This is a genomic window from Amycolatopsis stemonae, from assembly GCF_054781455.1.
The window spans coordinates 40,300-54,279 of sequence record NZ_BAAGUJ010000010.1 but is presented as its reverse complement, the minus strand read 5'-3'; the positions used below and the strand labels follow the sequence as shown (position 1 = coordinate 54,279).

General features: G+C 70.9%; 17 protein-coding genes. 8 read left to right on the top strand and 9 right to left on the bottom strand.

Annotated features, from left to right (window positions below):
* Positions 1 to 3 precede the first annotated feature (3 nt).
* The 3 genes from uraH to ACYVLJ_RS32075 all read right to left on the bottom strand — a co-directional run bounded on the left by uraH (position 4) and on the right by ACYVLJ_RS32075 (position 1,401).
* A complete protein-coding gene (gene uraH, locus ACYVLJ_RS32085) occupies positions 4 to 321 on the bottom strand; it encodes a hydroxyisourate hydrolase (protein ID WP_451974700.1) in 318 nt (105 codons plus the stop codon).
* Positions 318 to 797 (bottom strand): 2-oxo-4-hydroxy-4-carboxy-5-ureidoimidazoline decarboxylase, encoded by a 480-nt coding sequence (gene uraD / locus ACYVLJ_RS32080; RefSeq protein WP_460441489.1) that lies wholly within the window; start codon positions 795 to 797, stop codon positions 318 to 320. Before uraD ends, uraH begins: the two co-directional genes overlap by 4 nt.
* 79 nt (positions 798 to 876) lie before the next feature.
* The gene (locus tag ACYVLJ_RS32075; protein ID WP_451974696.1) at positions 877 to 1,401 is read right to left on the bottom strand and encodes a helix-turn-helix domain-containing protein; all 525 of its coding nucleotides are present in this window, start codon (positions 1,399 to 1,401) and stop codon (positions 877 to 879) included.
* Positions 1,402 to 1,531: 130 nt separating this feature from the next.
* On the opposite strand from ACYVLJ_RS32075, the gene allB reads away from it, so the two are divergent.
* On the top strand, positions 1,532 to 2,860 hold the full coding sequence (gene allB, locus ACYVLJ_RS32070) for an amidohydrolase family protein (protein WP_460441488.1): 1,329 nt from the start codon (positions 1,532 to 1,534) through the stop codon (positions 2,858 to 2,860).
* A 1-nt stretch (position 2,861) separates the two neighbouring features.
* Entirely contained in the window at positions 2,862 to 3,875 is a 1,014-nt protein-coding gene (gene alc, locus ACYVLJ_RS32065) for an allantoicase (protein ID WP_451974692.1), read from the top strand.
* Between the two features lie 40 nt (positions 3,876 to 3,915).
* Here the strand turns inward: alc and ACYVLJ_RS32060 are convergent, their stop codons facing one another.
* From ACYVLJ_RS32060 to ACYVLJ_RS32045, 4 genes are all read right to left on the bottom strand, one after another.
* Entirely contained in the window at positions 3,916 to 4,089 is a 174-nt protein-coding gene (locus ACYVLJ_RS32060; protein ID WP_451974690.1) for a hypothetical protein, read from the bottom strand.
* 292 nt (positions 4,090 to 4,381) lie between these two features.
* Positions 4,382 to 5,137, bottom strand: a complete 756-nt coding sequence (locus ACYVLJ_RS32055) for an MBL fold metallo-hydrolase (RefSeq protein WP_460441487.1) — start codon at positions 5,135 to 5,137, stop codon at positions 4,382 to 4,384.
* A gap of 35 nt (positions 5,138 to 5,172) precedes the next feature.
* On the bottom strand, positions 5,173 to 5,649 hold the full coding sequence (locus ACYVLJ_RS32050) for a CoA-binding protein (protein ID WP_451974686.1): 477 nt from the start codon (positions 5,647 to 5,649) through the stop codon (positions 5,173 to 5,175).
* Positions 5,646 to 6,932 (bottom strand): O-acetylhomoserine aminocarboxypropyltransferase/cysteine synthase family protein, encoded by a 1,287-nt coding sequence (locus tag ACYVLJ_RS32045; RefSeq protein ID WP_460441486.1) that lies wholly within the window; start codon positions 6,930 to 6,932, stop codon positions 5,646 to 5,648. The genes ACYVLJ_RS32050 and ACYVLJ_RS32045 overlap by 4 nt, the downstream gene beginning before the upstream one ends.
* A gap of 278 nt (positions 6,933 to 7,210) precedes the next feature.
* On the opposite strand from ACYVLJ_RS32045, the gene ACYVLJ_RS32040 reads away from it, so the two are divergent.
* The 4 genes from ACYVLJ_RS32040 to ACYVLJ_RS32025 all read left to right on the top strand — a co-directional run bounded on the left by ACYVLJ_RS32040 (position 7,211) and on the right by ACYVLJ_RS32025 (position 10,475).
* Complete coding sequence (locus ACYVLJ_RS32040) at positions 7,211 to 7,738, top strand: DUF3887 domain-containing protein (protein ID WP_460441485.1); 528 nt, start codon at positions 7,211 to 7,213, stop codon at positions 7,736 to 7,738.
* A 20-nt stretch (positions 7,739 to 7,758) separates the two neighbouring features.
* A complete protein-coding gene (locus ACYVLJ_RS32035) occupies positions 7,759 to 9,075 on the top strand; it encodes a serine hydrolase (protein WP_460441484.1) in 1,317 nt (438 codons plus the stop codon).
* Entirely contained in the window at positions 9,072 to 9,509 is a 438-nt protein-coding gene (locus ACYVLJ_RS32030) for a VOC family protein (RefSeq protein WP_451974678.1), read from the top strand. The genes ACYVLJ_RS32035 and ACYVLJ_RS32030 overlap by 4 nt, the downstream gene beginning before the upstream one ends.
* A 108-nt stretch (positions 9,510 to 9,617) precedes the next feature.
* Positions 9,618 to 10,475: a sigma-70 family RNA polymerase sigma factor family protein gene (locus ACYVLJ_RS32025; protein ID WP_460441483.1), complete on the top strand. Its 858-nt coding sequence runs from the start codon at positions 9,618 to 9,620 to the stop codon at positions 10,473 to 10,475.
* A 6-nt stretch (positions 10,476 to 10,481) separates the two neighbouring features.
* On the opposite strand, the gene ACYVLJ_RS32020 is transcribed toward ACYVLJ_RS32025, so the two are convergent.
* Together ACYVLJ_RS32020 and ACYVLJ_RS32015 are read right to left on the bottom strand one after the other, a co-directional pair.
* Positions 10,482 to 11,192 (bottom strand): (2Fe-2S)-binding protein, encoded by a 711-nt coding sequence (locus tag ACYVLJ_RS32020; protein ID WP_460441482.1) that lies wholly within the window; start codon positions 11,190 to 11,192, stop codon positions 10,482 to 10,484.
* Positions 11,193 to 11,239: 47 nt separating this feature from the next.
* The gene (locus tag ACYVLJ_RS32015; RefSeq protein ID WP_460441481.1) at positions 11,240 to 12,088 is read right to left on the bottom strand and encodes a class I SAM-dependent methyltransferase; all 849 of its coding nucleotides are present in this window, start codon (positions 12,086 to 12,088) and stop codon (positions 11,240 to 11,242) included.
* A gap of 173 nt (positions 12,089 to 12,261) precedes the next feature.
* Here ACYVLJ_RS32015 and ACYVLJ_RS32010 point away from each other — a divergent pair, with 173 nt between their 5' ends.
* Positions 12,262 to 13,644, top strand: a complete 1,383-nt coding sequence (locus tag ACYVLJ_RS32010) for an ammonium transporter (RefSeq protein ID WP_451974670.1) — start codon at positions 12,262 to 12,264, stop codon at positions 13,642 to 13,644.
* Positions 13,641 to 13,979 carry a P-II family nitrogen regulator gene (locus tag ACYVLJ_RS32005; RefSeq protein ID WP_072480971.1) on the top strand — a complete coding sequence of 113 codons (339 nt, stop codon included), beginning with the start codon at positions 13,641 to 13,643 and terminating at the stop codon, positions 13,977 to 13,979. The genes ACYVLJ_RS32010 and ACYVLJ_RS32005 overlap by 4 nt, the downstream gene beginning before the upstream one ends.
* The last annotated feature ends 1 nt before the right edge of the window (position 13,980 follow it).

The window sequence follows — 13,980 nt, the reverse complement described above, 5'->3', positions numbered from 1 at the left end:
GGTTCAGCTCCCTCGGTAGGTCGAATAGGCGAACGGGCTGAGCAGGAGCGGCACGTGGTGGTGCGCGGTGCCGTCGGCAATCCGGAAAGTGAGCGCGACTTCCGGGAAGAACGCGTCCGGGCCCAGGTAGGCGCCGGTGTCGAAGACCAGGCGGTAGACACCGGGGTCCAGGGTTTCGGGGCCGAGGTCGCGGATCCGGCCGTCGTCGTCGGTGCGCCCGTCGGCGATCGGTTTGCCCTCGCCGGTCTCGAACCGGACGGCGATCCCGGCCGCGGGGCGGCCCTTCGCCGTGTCGAGCACGTGGGTGGTCACGAGACTCACGCGGTCACCGCCTTCGCGAGCCGGAGTTCGGCGATCTTCAGGAGTTCTCGGCCGGCGACCGCCAGTTCGGTCGCGGGATCGTTGTCCAGGCGGCTCTCGAGGATCTTCAACAGTTCCTCCCCGCTGCGACCGCTGGCGCAGACCAGGTAGACGTGCCCGAACTTGGCTTCGTACTCGGCGTTCGCGGCGGCGAACGCGTCGGCGTTGTCCACACCGGACTGTTCGCTCCGGGACCAGTCGCCTTCGGTACCAGCCTGTTTCGGCTTTTCGCCGATCCGGGGGTGCGCGGCCATGGCCTGGCGGATCTCGTCGCTGCTCAAGGGCAGGTCGGCGGCGGCCTGCAGCGCGCCGAGGCTCGCGTAGGGCCGGTGGTCGAGGATCGCGTCCACCCAGCGGGGGACGGCGAGGCAGGCGGTCAGCGCCGGACGCACCTCGGTGGCGTCGGCGGTGTTGAAGTCGGTGAGGGTGAGCGGCACGGGGAACTCCTCGTGAGTGGCGTCCCGCTGACCGTACGTCGGCGCCGGAGTTCCGTCAACATTTTGTTGAAAGGCCTGGTCAGTCCGCTTCGCGGTTGAGGTAGTTGTAGACCGTGAACCGCGTGACGCCCAGCGCGTCGGCCACCGAGGAGACGGATTTCCGCAGGCCGAAGGCTCCGCGTTCCCGCAGGAGCCGGACGGCGCGCTGCTTCCCGGGACGGTCGAGCTCCCCGAGGTCGGCACCCAGTTCGCGCTCGACGTCGGCGATGAGCCGGGCCAGGGCGTCGTTGAGTTCGACGACGGTCTTCGGCGAGCCGGCCTTCGCGGCGTCCGGCGGTTTCGGATCGGCGGCTTCGGCCTTGTCCGCACCGGCTCGGCGCACCTGCAGCGTCACCTGCGTCGCGCCACCTTCGAGTGCCGCCTTCGCGATGGCCGGGATGGCGTCGAGCAGGGCCTTCGCCTCGCCCCTCGCGAGGGTCCCGAGCGGCCCGAAGTCCGTCTCCAGCCCCGCTTCCGCGGCGGCGTCGCGCGCGGCGAGCGCGTGCTCGGGCGGCGAACCCTCGCCGTGGAACGGTTCGCTGGTGAACTCCGCTTCAAGCCGCACGAGGATGACCGTAACGCGCCGCGTCCGTCGTTGACGAGCGGCGCGCGCCGTGGTTACTGTCGTTGTGCGAAACCGTCTTTCCGTACTGCGAAATCGGCGGTGGTCATTCCTCCCGGAGAAGGGGTTTCGGATGGATCTTGTGGTGCGCGCGGCCCGAGCAGTCACGGCCGAGGGCGAAGTTCCGGCGACCCTCGGCGTCGACGGCGGCCGGATCGTCGCGGTCGAGCCCGGCGGCGCTTCGCTGTCCGGTGACCGCGAAATCGACCTCGGTGACGACGTCGTGCTGCTGCCGGGGCTCGTCGACACGCACGTCCACGTCAACGACCCCGGCCGCGCCGAGTGGGAGGGCTTCGAGACGGCGACCCGCGCGGCCGCCGCCGGCGGCGTGACCACGATCGTGGACATGCCGCTCAACAGCCTGCCGCCGACGGTCGACGTCGCCGCGCTGGAGGTCAAGCGCAAGGCGGCGACCGGCCGGGTGCACGTCGACGTCGGTTTCTGGGGCGGCGCCATCCCGGGCAACGTCGCGGACCTGCGCGGCCTGCACGACGCCGGCGTGTTCGGCTTCAAGTGCTTCCTGCTGCACTCAGGCGTCGACGAGTTCCCGCCGCTCGACCCGGCGGGGCTCGACGAAGCGTTGCGGGAGCTGAGTTCCTTCGACGCGCTGATGATCGTCCACGCCGAAGACGCGCACGAGATCGACGAAGCGCCGGAGCCGCACGGCGGACGCTATGTCGACTTCCTGCGGTCCCGGCCGCGCGCGGCCGAGAACCTCGCGATCACGCACGTCATCGACGCCGCCCGCCGCAACGACGCGCGGGCGCACATCCTGCACCTGTCCTCGGCGGAAGCCCTGCCGCTGGTCGCCGCCGCGCGCCGCGACGGCGTCGCGCTGACGGCCGAGACGTGCCCGCACTACCTCAGCTTCATCGCCGAGGAAATCCGCGACGGCGCGACGCAGTTCAAGTGCTGCCCGCCGATCCGCGAGGCGGCCAACCGCGAACTGCTCTGGCAGGGACTCGCCGACGGCGTGATCGACACCGTCGTCAGCGACCACTCGCCGTGCACGCCGGAGCTGAAACGCTTCGACAGCGGCGACTTCGGCCTCGCGTGGGGCGGGATCTCCAGTCTCCAGCTGGGGCTCCCGGCGATCTGGACGCAGGCGCGGCAACGCGGGTTCGCGCTCACCGACGTCGTCCGGTGGATGGCCGAGCGGCCGGCCGCCCAGGCCGGGATGCGCCGCAAGGGCCACCTGGCGGAAGGCTACGACGCCGACTTCTGCGTCTTCGCGCCGGACGAGGCGTTCGTCGTCGACGTCGCGAAACTGAAGCACCGCAACCCGGTCAGCGCCTACGACCGCCGCCCGCTCGCCGGCGTCGTGCGCTCGACGTGGTTGCGGGGCACCGAAATCACGGGCGACGAGCCACACGGCGCGTTGCTGACCCGGGGGGACTGCTGAAATGGAGGCTGCCTTGTCCGACCGTCCTGAGTGGACCGAACTGCCCGACCTCGCGTCACGCCGCTTCGGCGGGACGGTGATGTGGGCGACCGACGAGTTGTTCGCCGAGAAGGAGAACCTGGTCAACCCGTGGACGCCGGCGCACCGCGCCGAGACGTTCGGCCCGAAGGGCCAGGTCTACGACGGCTGGGAGACCCGCCGCCACCGCGAGCCGGGCGACGACCAGGCCGTGGTGCGGCTCGGCCTGGCCGGCACGGTCACCGGCGTCATCGTCGACACGGCGTTCTTCAAGGGCAATTACCCGCCGTTCGTCTCGGTCGAGGCGGCCTCGGTGCCGGGTTACCCGTCGGCGGCGGAGCTGGCGTCGGCGGACTGGGACACCCTGGTCGACCACGCCCCGGCGGCCGGCCACACGGAGAACTTCTACGCGGTCAACGGTTCCCGCCGCTACACGCACGTCCGGTTGACGCAGCACCCCGACGGCGGTGTCGCGCGTCTTCGCGTGCACGGCGCGCCGATCCCGGACCCGGAGCTGCTGGACATGGACGCCCTCGACCTGGCGGCGCTGGAGAACGGCGCGCTGGTCACGGGCTGCAGCAACAGGTTCTATTCGTCGCCGAACAACATTCTTTCGCCGGGCTTGGCGGCCCACCAGGCGGAGGGCTGGGAGACGGCCCGCCGCCGCGACGACGGCAACGACTGGGTGACGCTGCGCCTGGCCGGCGCGGGCATCGTCCGCTTCGCCGAGCTGGACACGAGCAACCTCAAGGGCAACGCACCGGGCTGGGCGTCGGTGAGCGGCCGCGACACGTACGGCGAGTGGGTCGACCTGCTGCCAAAGACCCGCCTGCAGCCGGACACCCGCCACCGTTTCGCCCTGAAGGACGGCCCGGAGGTGACGGAGGCCCGCTTGGACATCTACCCGGACGGCGGCCTGGCCAGGCTGCGGCTGTTCGGCCGCCTCACCGAAGCGGGCCGGACGAACCTGAAGGCCCGGTTCTCGAAGACGCGCTGAAGCCGCCCGCGAGCCGCCGTCCCAACCAGGCGGCTCGCGGTCAGCCCGCGTCCGGACGGTTCAGGTAAGCGGAGGCCAGCGACAGCACGCACGCGCAGCCGACGATCGCACTGACCCACCACGGCAACCCGGCCACGATGCTCCAGACAAAGCCCGCCGCCGCCAAGAGGGCGACGAGAAGGTTTCGGAACTGCAGCGGAGTGGGTTTGGCCATACGGCCAGCCTCTCACGGCCGAGCCGAGGCCTGCCGCCCGCTCCCGAGTTGCGGCCGGTGCCGCCTGAGTCGCTGGGCGCCGTCTGCTTGCGGGTGGTGGTCGGCTCGCCCGAGTCGCTGGGCTCGGCCCCGCTCCCGGGGCAGTGGCCGGATAGGCCTGAATCGCCCGACACCGCTCGCCGAATCCACCGCCGCCCGTTCCGTCTGGTTCCCGGGTCGCGGTCGAGTGCGTTCGCTCGTGCCGGACTTGCGCCAACCAGTCGGTGCCACTCCCGCGAGTGCCGGGCTGGTGTCAGACCTCCGCGCGCTCGCCGGGCTCCAGTAGCACCAGACGGTCGGCAAGGCCCGCCGTCTCGAACTCCTTGCGCAAGGTGTCCGGGCCCTCGCTGAAGTGCTGCCAACCGCGGAAGTGCAGCGGTACCACCTTCGGCACGCCCAGCACCTTCGCCGCTTCGACGGCGTTCGCACTGGTCAGCGTCAGGGGAGCGCCGTCGAAGAGCGCCGTCCGGGCGGCGCCCGCGAACAGCACCGCGATGTCCACGCGGAACCGCGACGCGATCTCCCGCACCAGGTCGACCGACGCGTTGTCGCCGCTGACGTACACCGTTGGCAGGTCGTCGCCCGTGAGGACGAAGCCGGTGACCTCGCCGATCGTCGCCTCCGCGCCCTCCGGTCCGTGCAGTGCCGGGACGGCGGTGACCGTCAGCGGACCGACGCTCGCCTCCTCCCACGGCCGCAGGCCTCGCGCCGTCCCGCCCAGCCGTTCGGCTCCGCTGGGCGTGACCAGCGTCAGCGGCACCGCCCCCAGGTAGGCGCGACCGCGGTCGTCGAGGTTGTCGGGGTGCTGGTCGTGGGACAGCAGCACGGCGTCCACCACACCGACCGCGTCCTCGGTCAGCACCGAGTCTTCGGTCTTGACCAGCACACGCTCGCCGATCGAGTGATCGCCCGGAGCGTCGAAGGTCGGGTCGGTGAGCAGCCGGACGCCGCCCAGTTCGAGCAGCGCGGTCGGGCCGCCGGACAGAGTGATCCCCAGGTTTTCGGTCATACTCCGACCAACAGCGGGATCGGACCGTCTCTTCCCTAGGGTGCCGACTGCCTCCGGGAGCTGATCACGCCGGTGTTGAACCCGGCCAAGTGGAGCCCGCCGGCGAAGCGCGCGTGTTCGATCTTCACGCACCGGTTCATCACGACGTCCAGCCCGGCTTCCCGCGCCCGGTCGGCCACCGGCTCGTGCCACAACCCCAGCTGCAGCCACAGCGTTCGCGCGCCGGCGTCGATCACCTCTTCGGCCACCTGAGGCAGGTCGTCGTGCTTCCGGAAGACGCTGACCAGATCCGGTTCACCCGGGACGTCCTTCAAGGAGGCGTACACCGGTTTCCCGAACAGCGTGTCCAGCCGCGGGTTGACGAAGTTGACTTCGTAGCGCGTCGACGAGAGCAGGTACGTCGCCACGAAATAGCTCGGCCTCGCCGGATTGGCCGACGCACCCACCAGCGTCACCGACTTGGTCCGGTTGAGGATCGCACGCCGCTCGACGGCACCGGCCGCGTAGGTCATCCGGCCACCGCCTTGCCCAGTGCCTGGTCGAGATCCCAGAGGATGTCGTCCACGTCCTCGAGCCCGATCGACAGCCGGATCAGGTCGGGACCCACGCCCGCGGCCGCGAGCTGGTCCTCCGACAGCTGGGCGTGCGTGGTCGAAGCCGGGTGGATCACGAGGGTCCGCGCGTCGCCGACGTTCGCCAGGTGCGACAACAGCTCCACCGATTCGACGAACTTCTCGCCCGCCGCCCGCCCGCCGTCGATGCCGAACGAGAACACCGCCCCGGGGCCCGCGGGCAGGTACTTCTTCGCCAGGTCGTGGTGCGGGTGCGAAGGCAGGCCGGCGTAGGACACCCAGGCCACCCGTGGGTCGGATTCGAGGTACTCGGCGACCGCCCGGGCGTTGGCCACGTGCGCGTCCATCCGTTGCGGGAGCGTCTCGACCCCTTGCAGCAGCAGGAAAGCCGAGTGAGGCGACAGCACCGCGCCGATGTCCCGCAGCTGTTCGGCGCGCAACCGCGTGCAGAACGCGTACTCGCCGAAGTTCTCCCAGTACCTGAGGCCGCCGTAGCTCTCGACGGTCTCGGTCATCCGCGGGAACTTCCCGTTGCCCCAGTCGAACTTCCCGGACTCGACGACGATCCCGCCGAGTGTCGTCCCGTGCCCGCCGAGGAACTTCGTCGCCGAGTGCAGCACGATGTCGGCACCGTGCTCGATCGGCCGGCAGAGGTAGGGCGTTGCCAGCGTCGCGTCCACCACGAGCGGGATGTCGTGGGAGTGCGCGAGATCCGCCAGCGCCGTGAGGTCGGCGATGCCGCCGCCGGGGTTGCCGATCACCTCGGTGTAGAGCAGCCGGGTCCGGTCGGTGACTGCCGCCGCGTAGTCGTCGATGCCGCCGCTGACAAACGTGGTTTCCACGCCGAACCGCTTGAGCGTGCCGGTGAGCTGGGTGACCGTGCCGCCGTAGAGGCCGCTCGCCGACACGATGTGGTCGCCCGCCTCGGTGAGCGCGCTGAAAGTGAGGAATTCCGCGGCCTGCCCGCTCGCGGTGCCGACTCCGCCGATGGCGCCTTCGAGGCTGGCGATCCGCTCCTCGAACGCGGCCACGGTCGGGTTCCCGATGCGGCTGTAGATGTTGCCGTACTTCTGCAGCGCGAACAGGTTGGCCGCGTCGGCCGCGTCCTCGAAGACGAAGCTCGTGGTCTGGTAGATCGGCACGGCCCGCGCGCCGGTCGCCGGATCGGGGGTGCCGCCCGCGTGCAGGGCGCGGGTGCGGAAGCCCCAGGTGCGTTCACTCATCGGTCCTCACCGTAACCGTCCTCCCCTTCGCATGGCCACGCCTCCCAGGTCGTGGGCGAGGCCATTTCGTGCTGTCCACGTTAGCACGATTTGAAATTCCGTGCGCTACACTCGAAAGCATGAAATGTGCTGCCTGCGGCAAGCCGCTGCCACCTCGGCGCGGAGCTGGTCGAAACCGCCAGTACTGCGACGCAACCTGTCGGAGCGCCGCCCGTCGGCAGCGAGCGCACGTAAAGAATGACTTGACAACCGGGCCGCGTCAATCCAATCTTGACGTCGTGCCGGGAGGACCTTTGGTCGCGGTCGGCGAAGCGTTGCGGAAAGTCCGCGACGCGGAGGCGACGCTGCGGGACGCCGTGGACGCGGCCAGGGCCGCCGGGCACACGTGGCAGGAGATCGGTGACCTGCTCGGCACCAGCCGGCAGGCCGCCTTCCAGCGGTTCGGCCGGCCGGTCGACCCGGCGACGGGAGTGTCGATGACGGAGCTGAAGCCGCCGGACGCGATCCACCGCGCCGAGGGGCTCGTGGCGGAGCTGGTCGGCTGTCAGTGGCACGAGGTGCGCCGGGACTTCGACGACCGGATGCAAGCCGCGGTCGGCGAGGACGAGCTGCGGCTCGCCTGGGCCCAGGTCGCCGGAGCGGTCGGCCGTTACGAGGGGATGGGCGAGCCGTACGCGCGGTCCACGGGCGACTACACCGTCGTCCACATGCCGCTGGCCTTCGAGGCCGGCGAGCGGACCGTCCAGGTGACCTACCGCGAGAACGGCCAGGTGGTCGGGCTCTGGATCCGGCCGCCCGAACAGTAGGCGCGACACCAGGGGGAACCATGACGACAGGGGGAAAGATGAAGACGGCGATAGCGGGCGTGCTCGTGGTCCTCGCACCGCTGGTGGCTCCGGCCGCCCAAGCGGCCGAAGTGCCCACGGCGACGCAGCAGCTCGAGTGGGTGGTCGACGCGACCGGGCGGGTCCCGGTGTCCGATGCCGAGGTACGCGGACACGTCGCCCAGGTCTTCCTGACCGCGGTGGGCGGCACAGCGGGCGTCAACGGCGCGTTGACCCAGCTCGGCCGGCTCGAGGTGAAACGGGTCGTCACCGAGGCGCCGGACCACGTCGAGGCCGCCGTCCACGGGACCGTCGACGACTACCTGCTCGACCTCCACGTCGACCAGGCCGGGCTGATCGACGGGCTCAAAGCGAGCCCGGACGACCCGGTTCCGGCCTCCTGGCAGGAGCTCGACACCCAGCTGGCGGCGCTCGGTGGCCGCGTGTCGTTCGGCGCGTCGGAAATCCTGCCGGACGGGCGCTGTCGTGACGTGCACGGCGTGCGCGACGACGTGCAACGGCCGCTGGGGTCGGCGTTCAAGCTCTACGTGCTGGGAGCGCTCGGCAAGGCGGTCGCCGAGCACAAGGCGTCCTGGACCGAGCAGCTGGCGATCCGCGACGACTGGAAGAGCCTGCCGTCCGGGGTGCTGCAGAACGAACCGGCCGGCACGCGGCTCCCGCTGTCGACGTACGCCGACAAGATGATCTCGATCAGCGACAACACCGCGACCGACCACCTGATCCACCGGCTCGGCCGCGACACCGTGCAGCGGCAGCTCACGGCGTTCGGCAACCAGCGGCCGTCGGCGAACATCCCGTTCCTGACGACGAAGGCGTTGTTCGAGCTCAAGGCCACGCAGTACCCGGCTCGCGCCGACGCTTACCTGGCGCTGCCCCGATGGGCGCGGCCCGCGGCGCTCGCCGGCCTGGAGCGGCTGCCGCTCACCGGTCTCACCTCCTGGCAGGCACCCGAGAAGATCGACGACCTCGAGTGGTTCGGTTCGCCGGACGACATCTGCCGTGCGTTCTCCGGGCTGCAGAAGGAGAACCAGCCGGAGATCGGGCACGCGCTGTCGCTCAACGACGGCGGCCTGGGGCTCGACCGGGCGAAGTTCCCGGAGGTCTGGTTCAAGGGCGGCAGTGAACCCGGTGTGCTGACCTTGAACTACCTGGCGCGCACGGCGGACGGCCGCTCACTGGTCACCAGTGTGATGGTGTCGGATCCGGCCGCTCCGTTGAACGAGAGCCACGTCGCGGCCCGGGGAATCGCCGTCGCGAAGGGTGCGGTGGCGCTTCTCGCGGCTACGCTTCGTCCGTGACGGTGCGGTGGAGCCTGACGATCGATTGCGCGGATCCCCGCGCGCTGGCGAGGTTCTGGGCGGTGGCCCTCGGCTACATCGAACGGCCGCCGCCCGCCGGCTTCGCGACCTGGGAGGCCTGGTTCGTGCACCACGAGGTGCCCGAGGAGGAATGGGACGACGGCGCCTACCTGAGCGATCCGGAAGGCGTGCTGCCGAACCTGAGCTTCCTCAAGGTGCCCGAGGCCAAGGTCGTGAAGAACCGCCTCCACCTCGACGTCCAGGCCGGCGGCGGCCGGGAGGTCCCATGGGAGACGCGGTGGGAGCGGGTCGTCGAAGCGGTCGCCCGGCTCACCGCGGCGGGTGCCACGGTGGTGCGGGAGTACGAGCTGGACGGCCGTCCGGACCACATCGTGATGGCGGACCCGGGCGGCAACGAGTTCTGCGTGCTCTGAGCCGCCGGCCCGGATGATCGAGATCACTCGCGACGTCGGGTGTTCCGGTCACATCGGCCGCCGCTGTGGGGTCTACTGCTCTGACTGCGGCGGAAGGAACGGGACACGGTGGACACGCTGACCGGGCGGTTCGAGCTTGAGCGGCCGCGGCTGCGTGCGGTGGCCTACCGGATGCTCGGCTCGGCGAGCGAGGCCGACGACGCGGTCCAGGAGGCCTGGCTGCGCTTCGACCGCACCGACATGGGCGAGGTCGAGAACGTCGGCGCGTGGCTGACCACCGTCGTCGCGCGGGTGTGCCTGTCGATGCTCCGGACGCGTCGCAACCACCGCGAGGAGCCTCTCGACGGCCGGCCCGAGCCGGGCGAGGAGCGCCGGGACCCCGAGGAGGAGGCCGAGCTGGCCGACTCGGTCGGACTGGCGCTGCTGGTGGTGCTCGACACGCTGGCGCCGGCGGAGCGGGTCGCGTTCGTGCTGCACGACATGTTCGCCGTGCCGTTCGACGAAATCGCGCCGATGCTCGACCGGACCCCGGCCGCGGCGCGGCAGCTCGCGAGCCGCGCCCGGCGCCGGGTCAAGGGCGGCGCCGCGACGGACGCGGACCTGCCGAGGCGGCGGAAGGTCGTCGAGGCCTTCCTGGCGGCGTCGCGAGGTGGCGACTTCGAGGCGCTGCTCACCCTGCTCGATCCGGAGGTGGTGCTGCACGCCGACCGGTTCGTCGGTCCCAGTCCGGCGCCGGTCGTGCTGCGCGGCGTCGAGAACGTGCGCAAGGGCGCGGTGCTGGCCTCCGAACGGGCCCGCACGAGCGAGCTGGCGCTCGTCGACGGCTCGCCGGGGCTGCTCTGGGTGCGCGACGGCCGGTTGTCGGTCGTCTTGGCGTTCCAGGTCGACGGCGACCGGATCAGCGGCATCGACGTCATCGCCGACCCCGAGCGGCTGCGGGGGCTGGAGCTGGCCGTCCTCGACTGAGCCGGGTCAGCCCAAGGCGGCGCGCAGCCGGGCTTCACGTTCGGCGGGGGTCTGGCGCGGGCAGCTCACGCACTTCGGGTTGCCGACTTCGTAGATCAGGCAGCACGACGCCCGGCGTACGGCGGGCGTCCGGCCGACGTGCACGAAGCGCGGCTTCGGCAGACCCAGACCGATCGCGGCCACGAGTGGTTCGGCGAGCGCCATGGCCCGCTCGGGGTCGGGCGTCCACAGCAGCCGGTTGCCGATCGAGTCGGTGGCAATAGCGCCGAGCGCCCGTTCACGCGCCCCGGTGACGGCGGCGATCGTCGTGATGGCGGCACCGAGTGCCTTGCCGAACGCGGCGCCGAGCTCGGGCAGCCCGCCGGACAGGCGCCGGGTGGACCGGGCGCCGAGGAAGCGGCCGTCGGCCACGAGGTCGAGTTCCATGGCGTCCAGCGACGGGTCCGCGAGCGCGGACAGGTCGCTCGGAGCAGGCGCCGCGGCGTCCGGCGGCGGTTCACCAGGCGGTGTGAAACCGCCGCCAGTCAAGGCAGGCGCCGCGGCGACCAGGCTTTCCACCGCCGGAGCGACGAGGACCGACGAGAGCGAGTACCACCAGATCGTGCCGAGGACCTCCGGTGGGGCGCAGCCGTAGAGCTTGGCCGCGCCGCCGATGCGGGCGCGTACCCACTCCGCGTCCGCGAGCAGGGTCGCAGGGGCGGTCCAGTCGGGCTTCACCTGTCCCAGCCTTCCAGACCCCGTAGAACAAGACCGGGGACAGGCCGTCAGAGGCGCCGGTAGGTGGAGACCGAAAAAGACACCGTCACGGTCTGGGGCTCAGCCAGCGCGTCGAGGCGTGCTCGACGGTTGCCGCGGTCCAGGTGGAAGGCCGTCGGGCCCATCTCCACCGCCTGGCGGACCTGCGCGGGCGTCAGCGACGCCGTGCGCCGGATCTCCGTGCGGCCCGTGCGGGCGAAGTACTCGCCGAGGGTGCCGTCCAGGCGCTCCTCCTTGCGCTCGTCCACCGCCAGGACCAGGTCGCCCAGCTCGGCGAGGTGGTCCGGGGCCGGGGCGGCGACCACGAGCAGGCCGCCCGGGGCCAGCACGCGGTGGAACTCCGGGCCGTTGCGCGGCGCGAAGACGTTCAGCACCACCGACGCCACCTCGTCGCCCACCGGCCACGGCTCCCACAGGTTCCACACCGCCGCGCCCAGGCGGGCGTGCGCACGGGCCGCGCGGCGCAGTGCGACCGCCGAGACGTCCAGTGCGAGGCCGTACGCTCCGGAAGCGTCCAGGACGTGGGCCAGGTAGTAGCCCGTTCCGGCACCCGCGTCGATCACCAGGCTGTCGGCCTCCGCGCACACCCGGGCCAGCTCGTCCGCCAGCGGGCGGTACGCGCCCGACGCCAGGAAGTTCGCGCGGGCCGCGACCATCGGTGCCGTGTCCGCGGTCCCGGCCGGGATTCGCGCGTGCAACAGGTTCACGTACCCCTGGCGGGCTAGATCGAACGAGTGGCGGTTTTCGCAACGCAGCGTGCGCTCGACCGCCTTCAGTGGCGCTGCGCACACCGAACAGCGCAACGCGGCCACGACCGGGGGTGGCAGTGGGTCATTCCCGTGGTCGGTCGAGGTCATGGGGATATTCGACCACGACGTAACGCAACCGGACACTCCGGTACACGCCCCGGGAAACGTGGCCGTAACAACCGGGTGCGGACAGTTCACGCGGGCGAAACCTCGCACGCCGCCCCGTGAAACACCGCGCGCCAAAACTGCCATCGCACAGACCCAGGGCACGGGAGGACGATGTGCTGAACGCAGGAGACACCGCATGGGTACTGGCCAGCGCCGCGCTGGTCATGCTCATGACACCGGGATTGGCCTTCTTCTACGGCGGTATGGTCCGCGCGAAGAGCGTCCTGAACATGCTGATGATGAACTTCATCGCGCTGGCCGTGGTGGGGGTGCTGTGGGCGCTGTACGGCTTCTCGATGTCGTTCGGCGACGACGCCTTCGGCGGGCTGGTCGGTAACTTCCACTTCGCCGGTCTCGGCGACTCGATCGGCAAGCTGGTCGGTCTCGCGACGGCCGCCAGCGGCTCGTCGCCCGCGGTCGCGTGGCCGGGCTCCGACGCGCTGCCGGTGCTCGCGTTCGTCATGTTCCAGCTGATGTTCGCCATCATCACGCCCGCGCTGATCTCCGGCGCCATCGCCGACCGCGCGAAGTTCTGGGGCTGGACGCTGTTCGTCGTCATCTGGGTGACGGTCGTGTACTTCCCGGTCGCGCACTGGGTGTTCTCGTTCGACGGCTTCACGGGCGCGGACTTCAGCGGCGGCTGGATCGCCAACAAGCTCAAGGCGTTCGACTTCGCCGGTGGTACGGCGGTCCACATCAACGCCGGTGCGGCGGGTCTCGCGCTGGCGATCGTGCTCGGCAAGCGCAAGGGCTGGCCGAAGGACACCGGCCGCCCGCACAACGTGCCGTTCGTGCTGCTCGGCGCGAGCCTGCTGTGGTTCGGCTGGTACGGCTTCAACGCCGGCTCCGCGCTGGCCGCCAACGACCTCGCGGCCGTCGCGTTCACCAACACGACCGTCGCCACCGCCGCCGCCGTGCTCGGCTGGCTGATCGTGGAGCAGCTCAAGTTCGGCAAGCCGACCACGCTCGGCGCCGCGTCCGGCGCGGTCGCCGGCCTGGTCGCGATCACCCCGGCGTGTGGTTTCGTGAGCCCGCTCGGGGCCATCGCCATCGGCGTCATCGCCGGTGCGGTCTGCGCGCTGGCCATCTCGCTCAAGTTCAAGTTCGGCTTCGACGACTCGCTCGACGTCGTCGGCGTCCACCTGGTCGGCGGCATCGTCGGCACCCTGCTCATCGGCTTCTTCGCCACGACCGACGCCAACAGCGCGGGCGGCAACGGCCTCTTCTACGGCGGCGGCTGGAGCCAGCTGGTCAAGCAGGCGGCGGCAGCCGGTGCGGTACTCGCGTACTCGTTCGTCCTGTCCTTCATCATCGCCTTCGTGATCAAGAAGGCGGGCGGCTTCCGCGTCAGCACCGAGGACGAGGTCGCCGGCATCGACGAGGCGCAGCACGCGGAGAGCGCGTACGACTTCACCGGGTTGTCCGGCGGTGGCGCACCGTCCACCATTCCGGTCAAGACCGCTCCGGCCGCGAAACTCGAGGAGAGCAAGGCATGAAGCTCATCACGGCGATTGTCAAGCCGTTCACGCTCGACGACGTCCGCTCCGCGCTGGAGCAGCTGGGCGTGCTGGGCATGACGGTCAGCGAGGTCCAGGGCTACGGCCGGCAGAAGGGCCACACCGAGGTCTACCGCGGTGCCGAGTACTCGGTCGACTTCGTGGCCAAGCTGAAGATCGAGGTCGTCACCGACGACACCAACGTGGAGAAGGTCCTCGAGGCCGTCACCACCGCCGCGCACACCGGCAAGATCGGCGACGGCAAGGTGTGGGTGACGCCGGTCGAGACGGTCATCCGGGTACGGACCGGTGAGCGCGGCACGGACGCTCTATAGG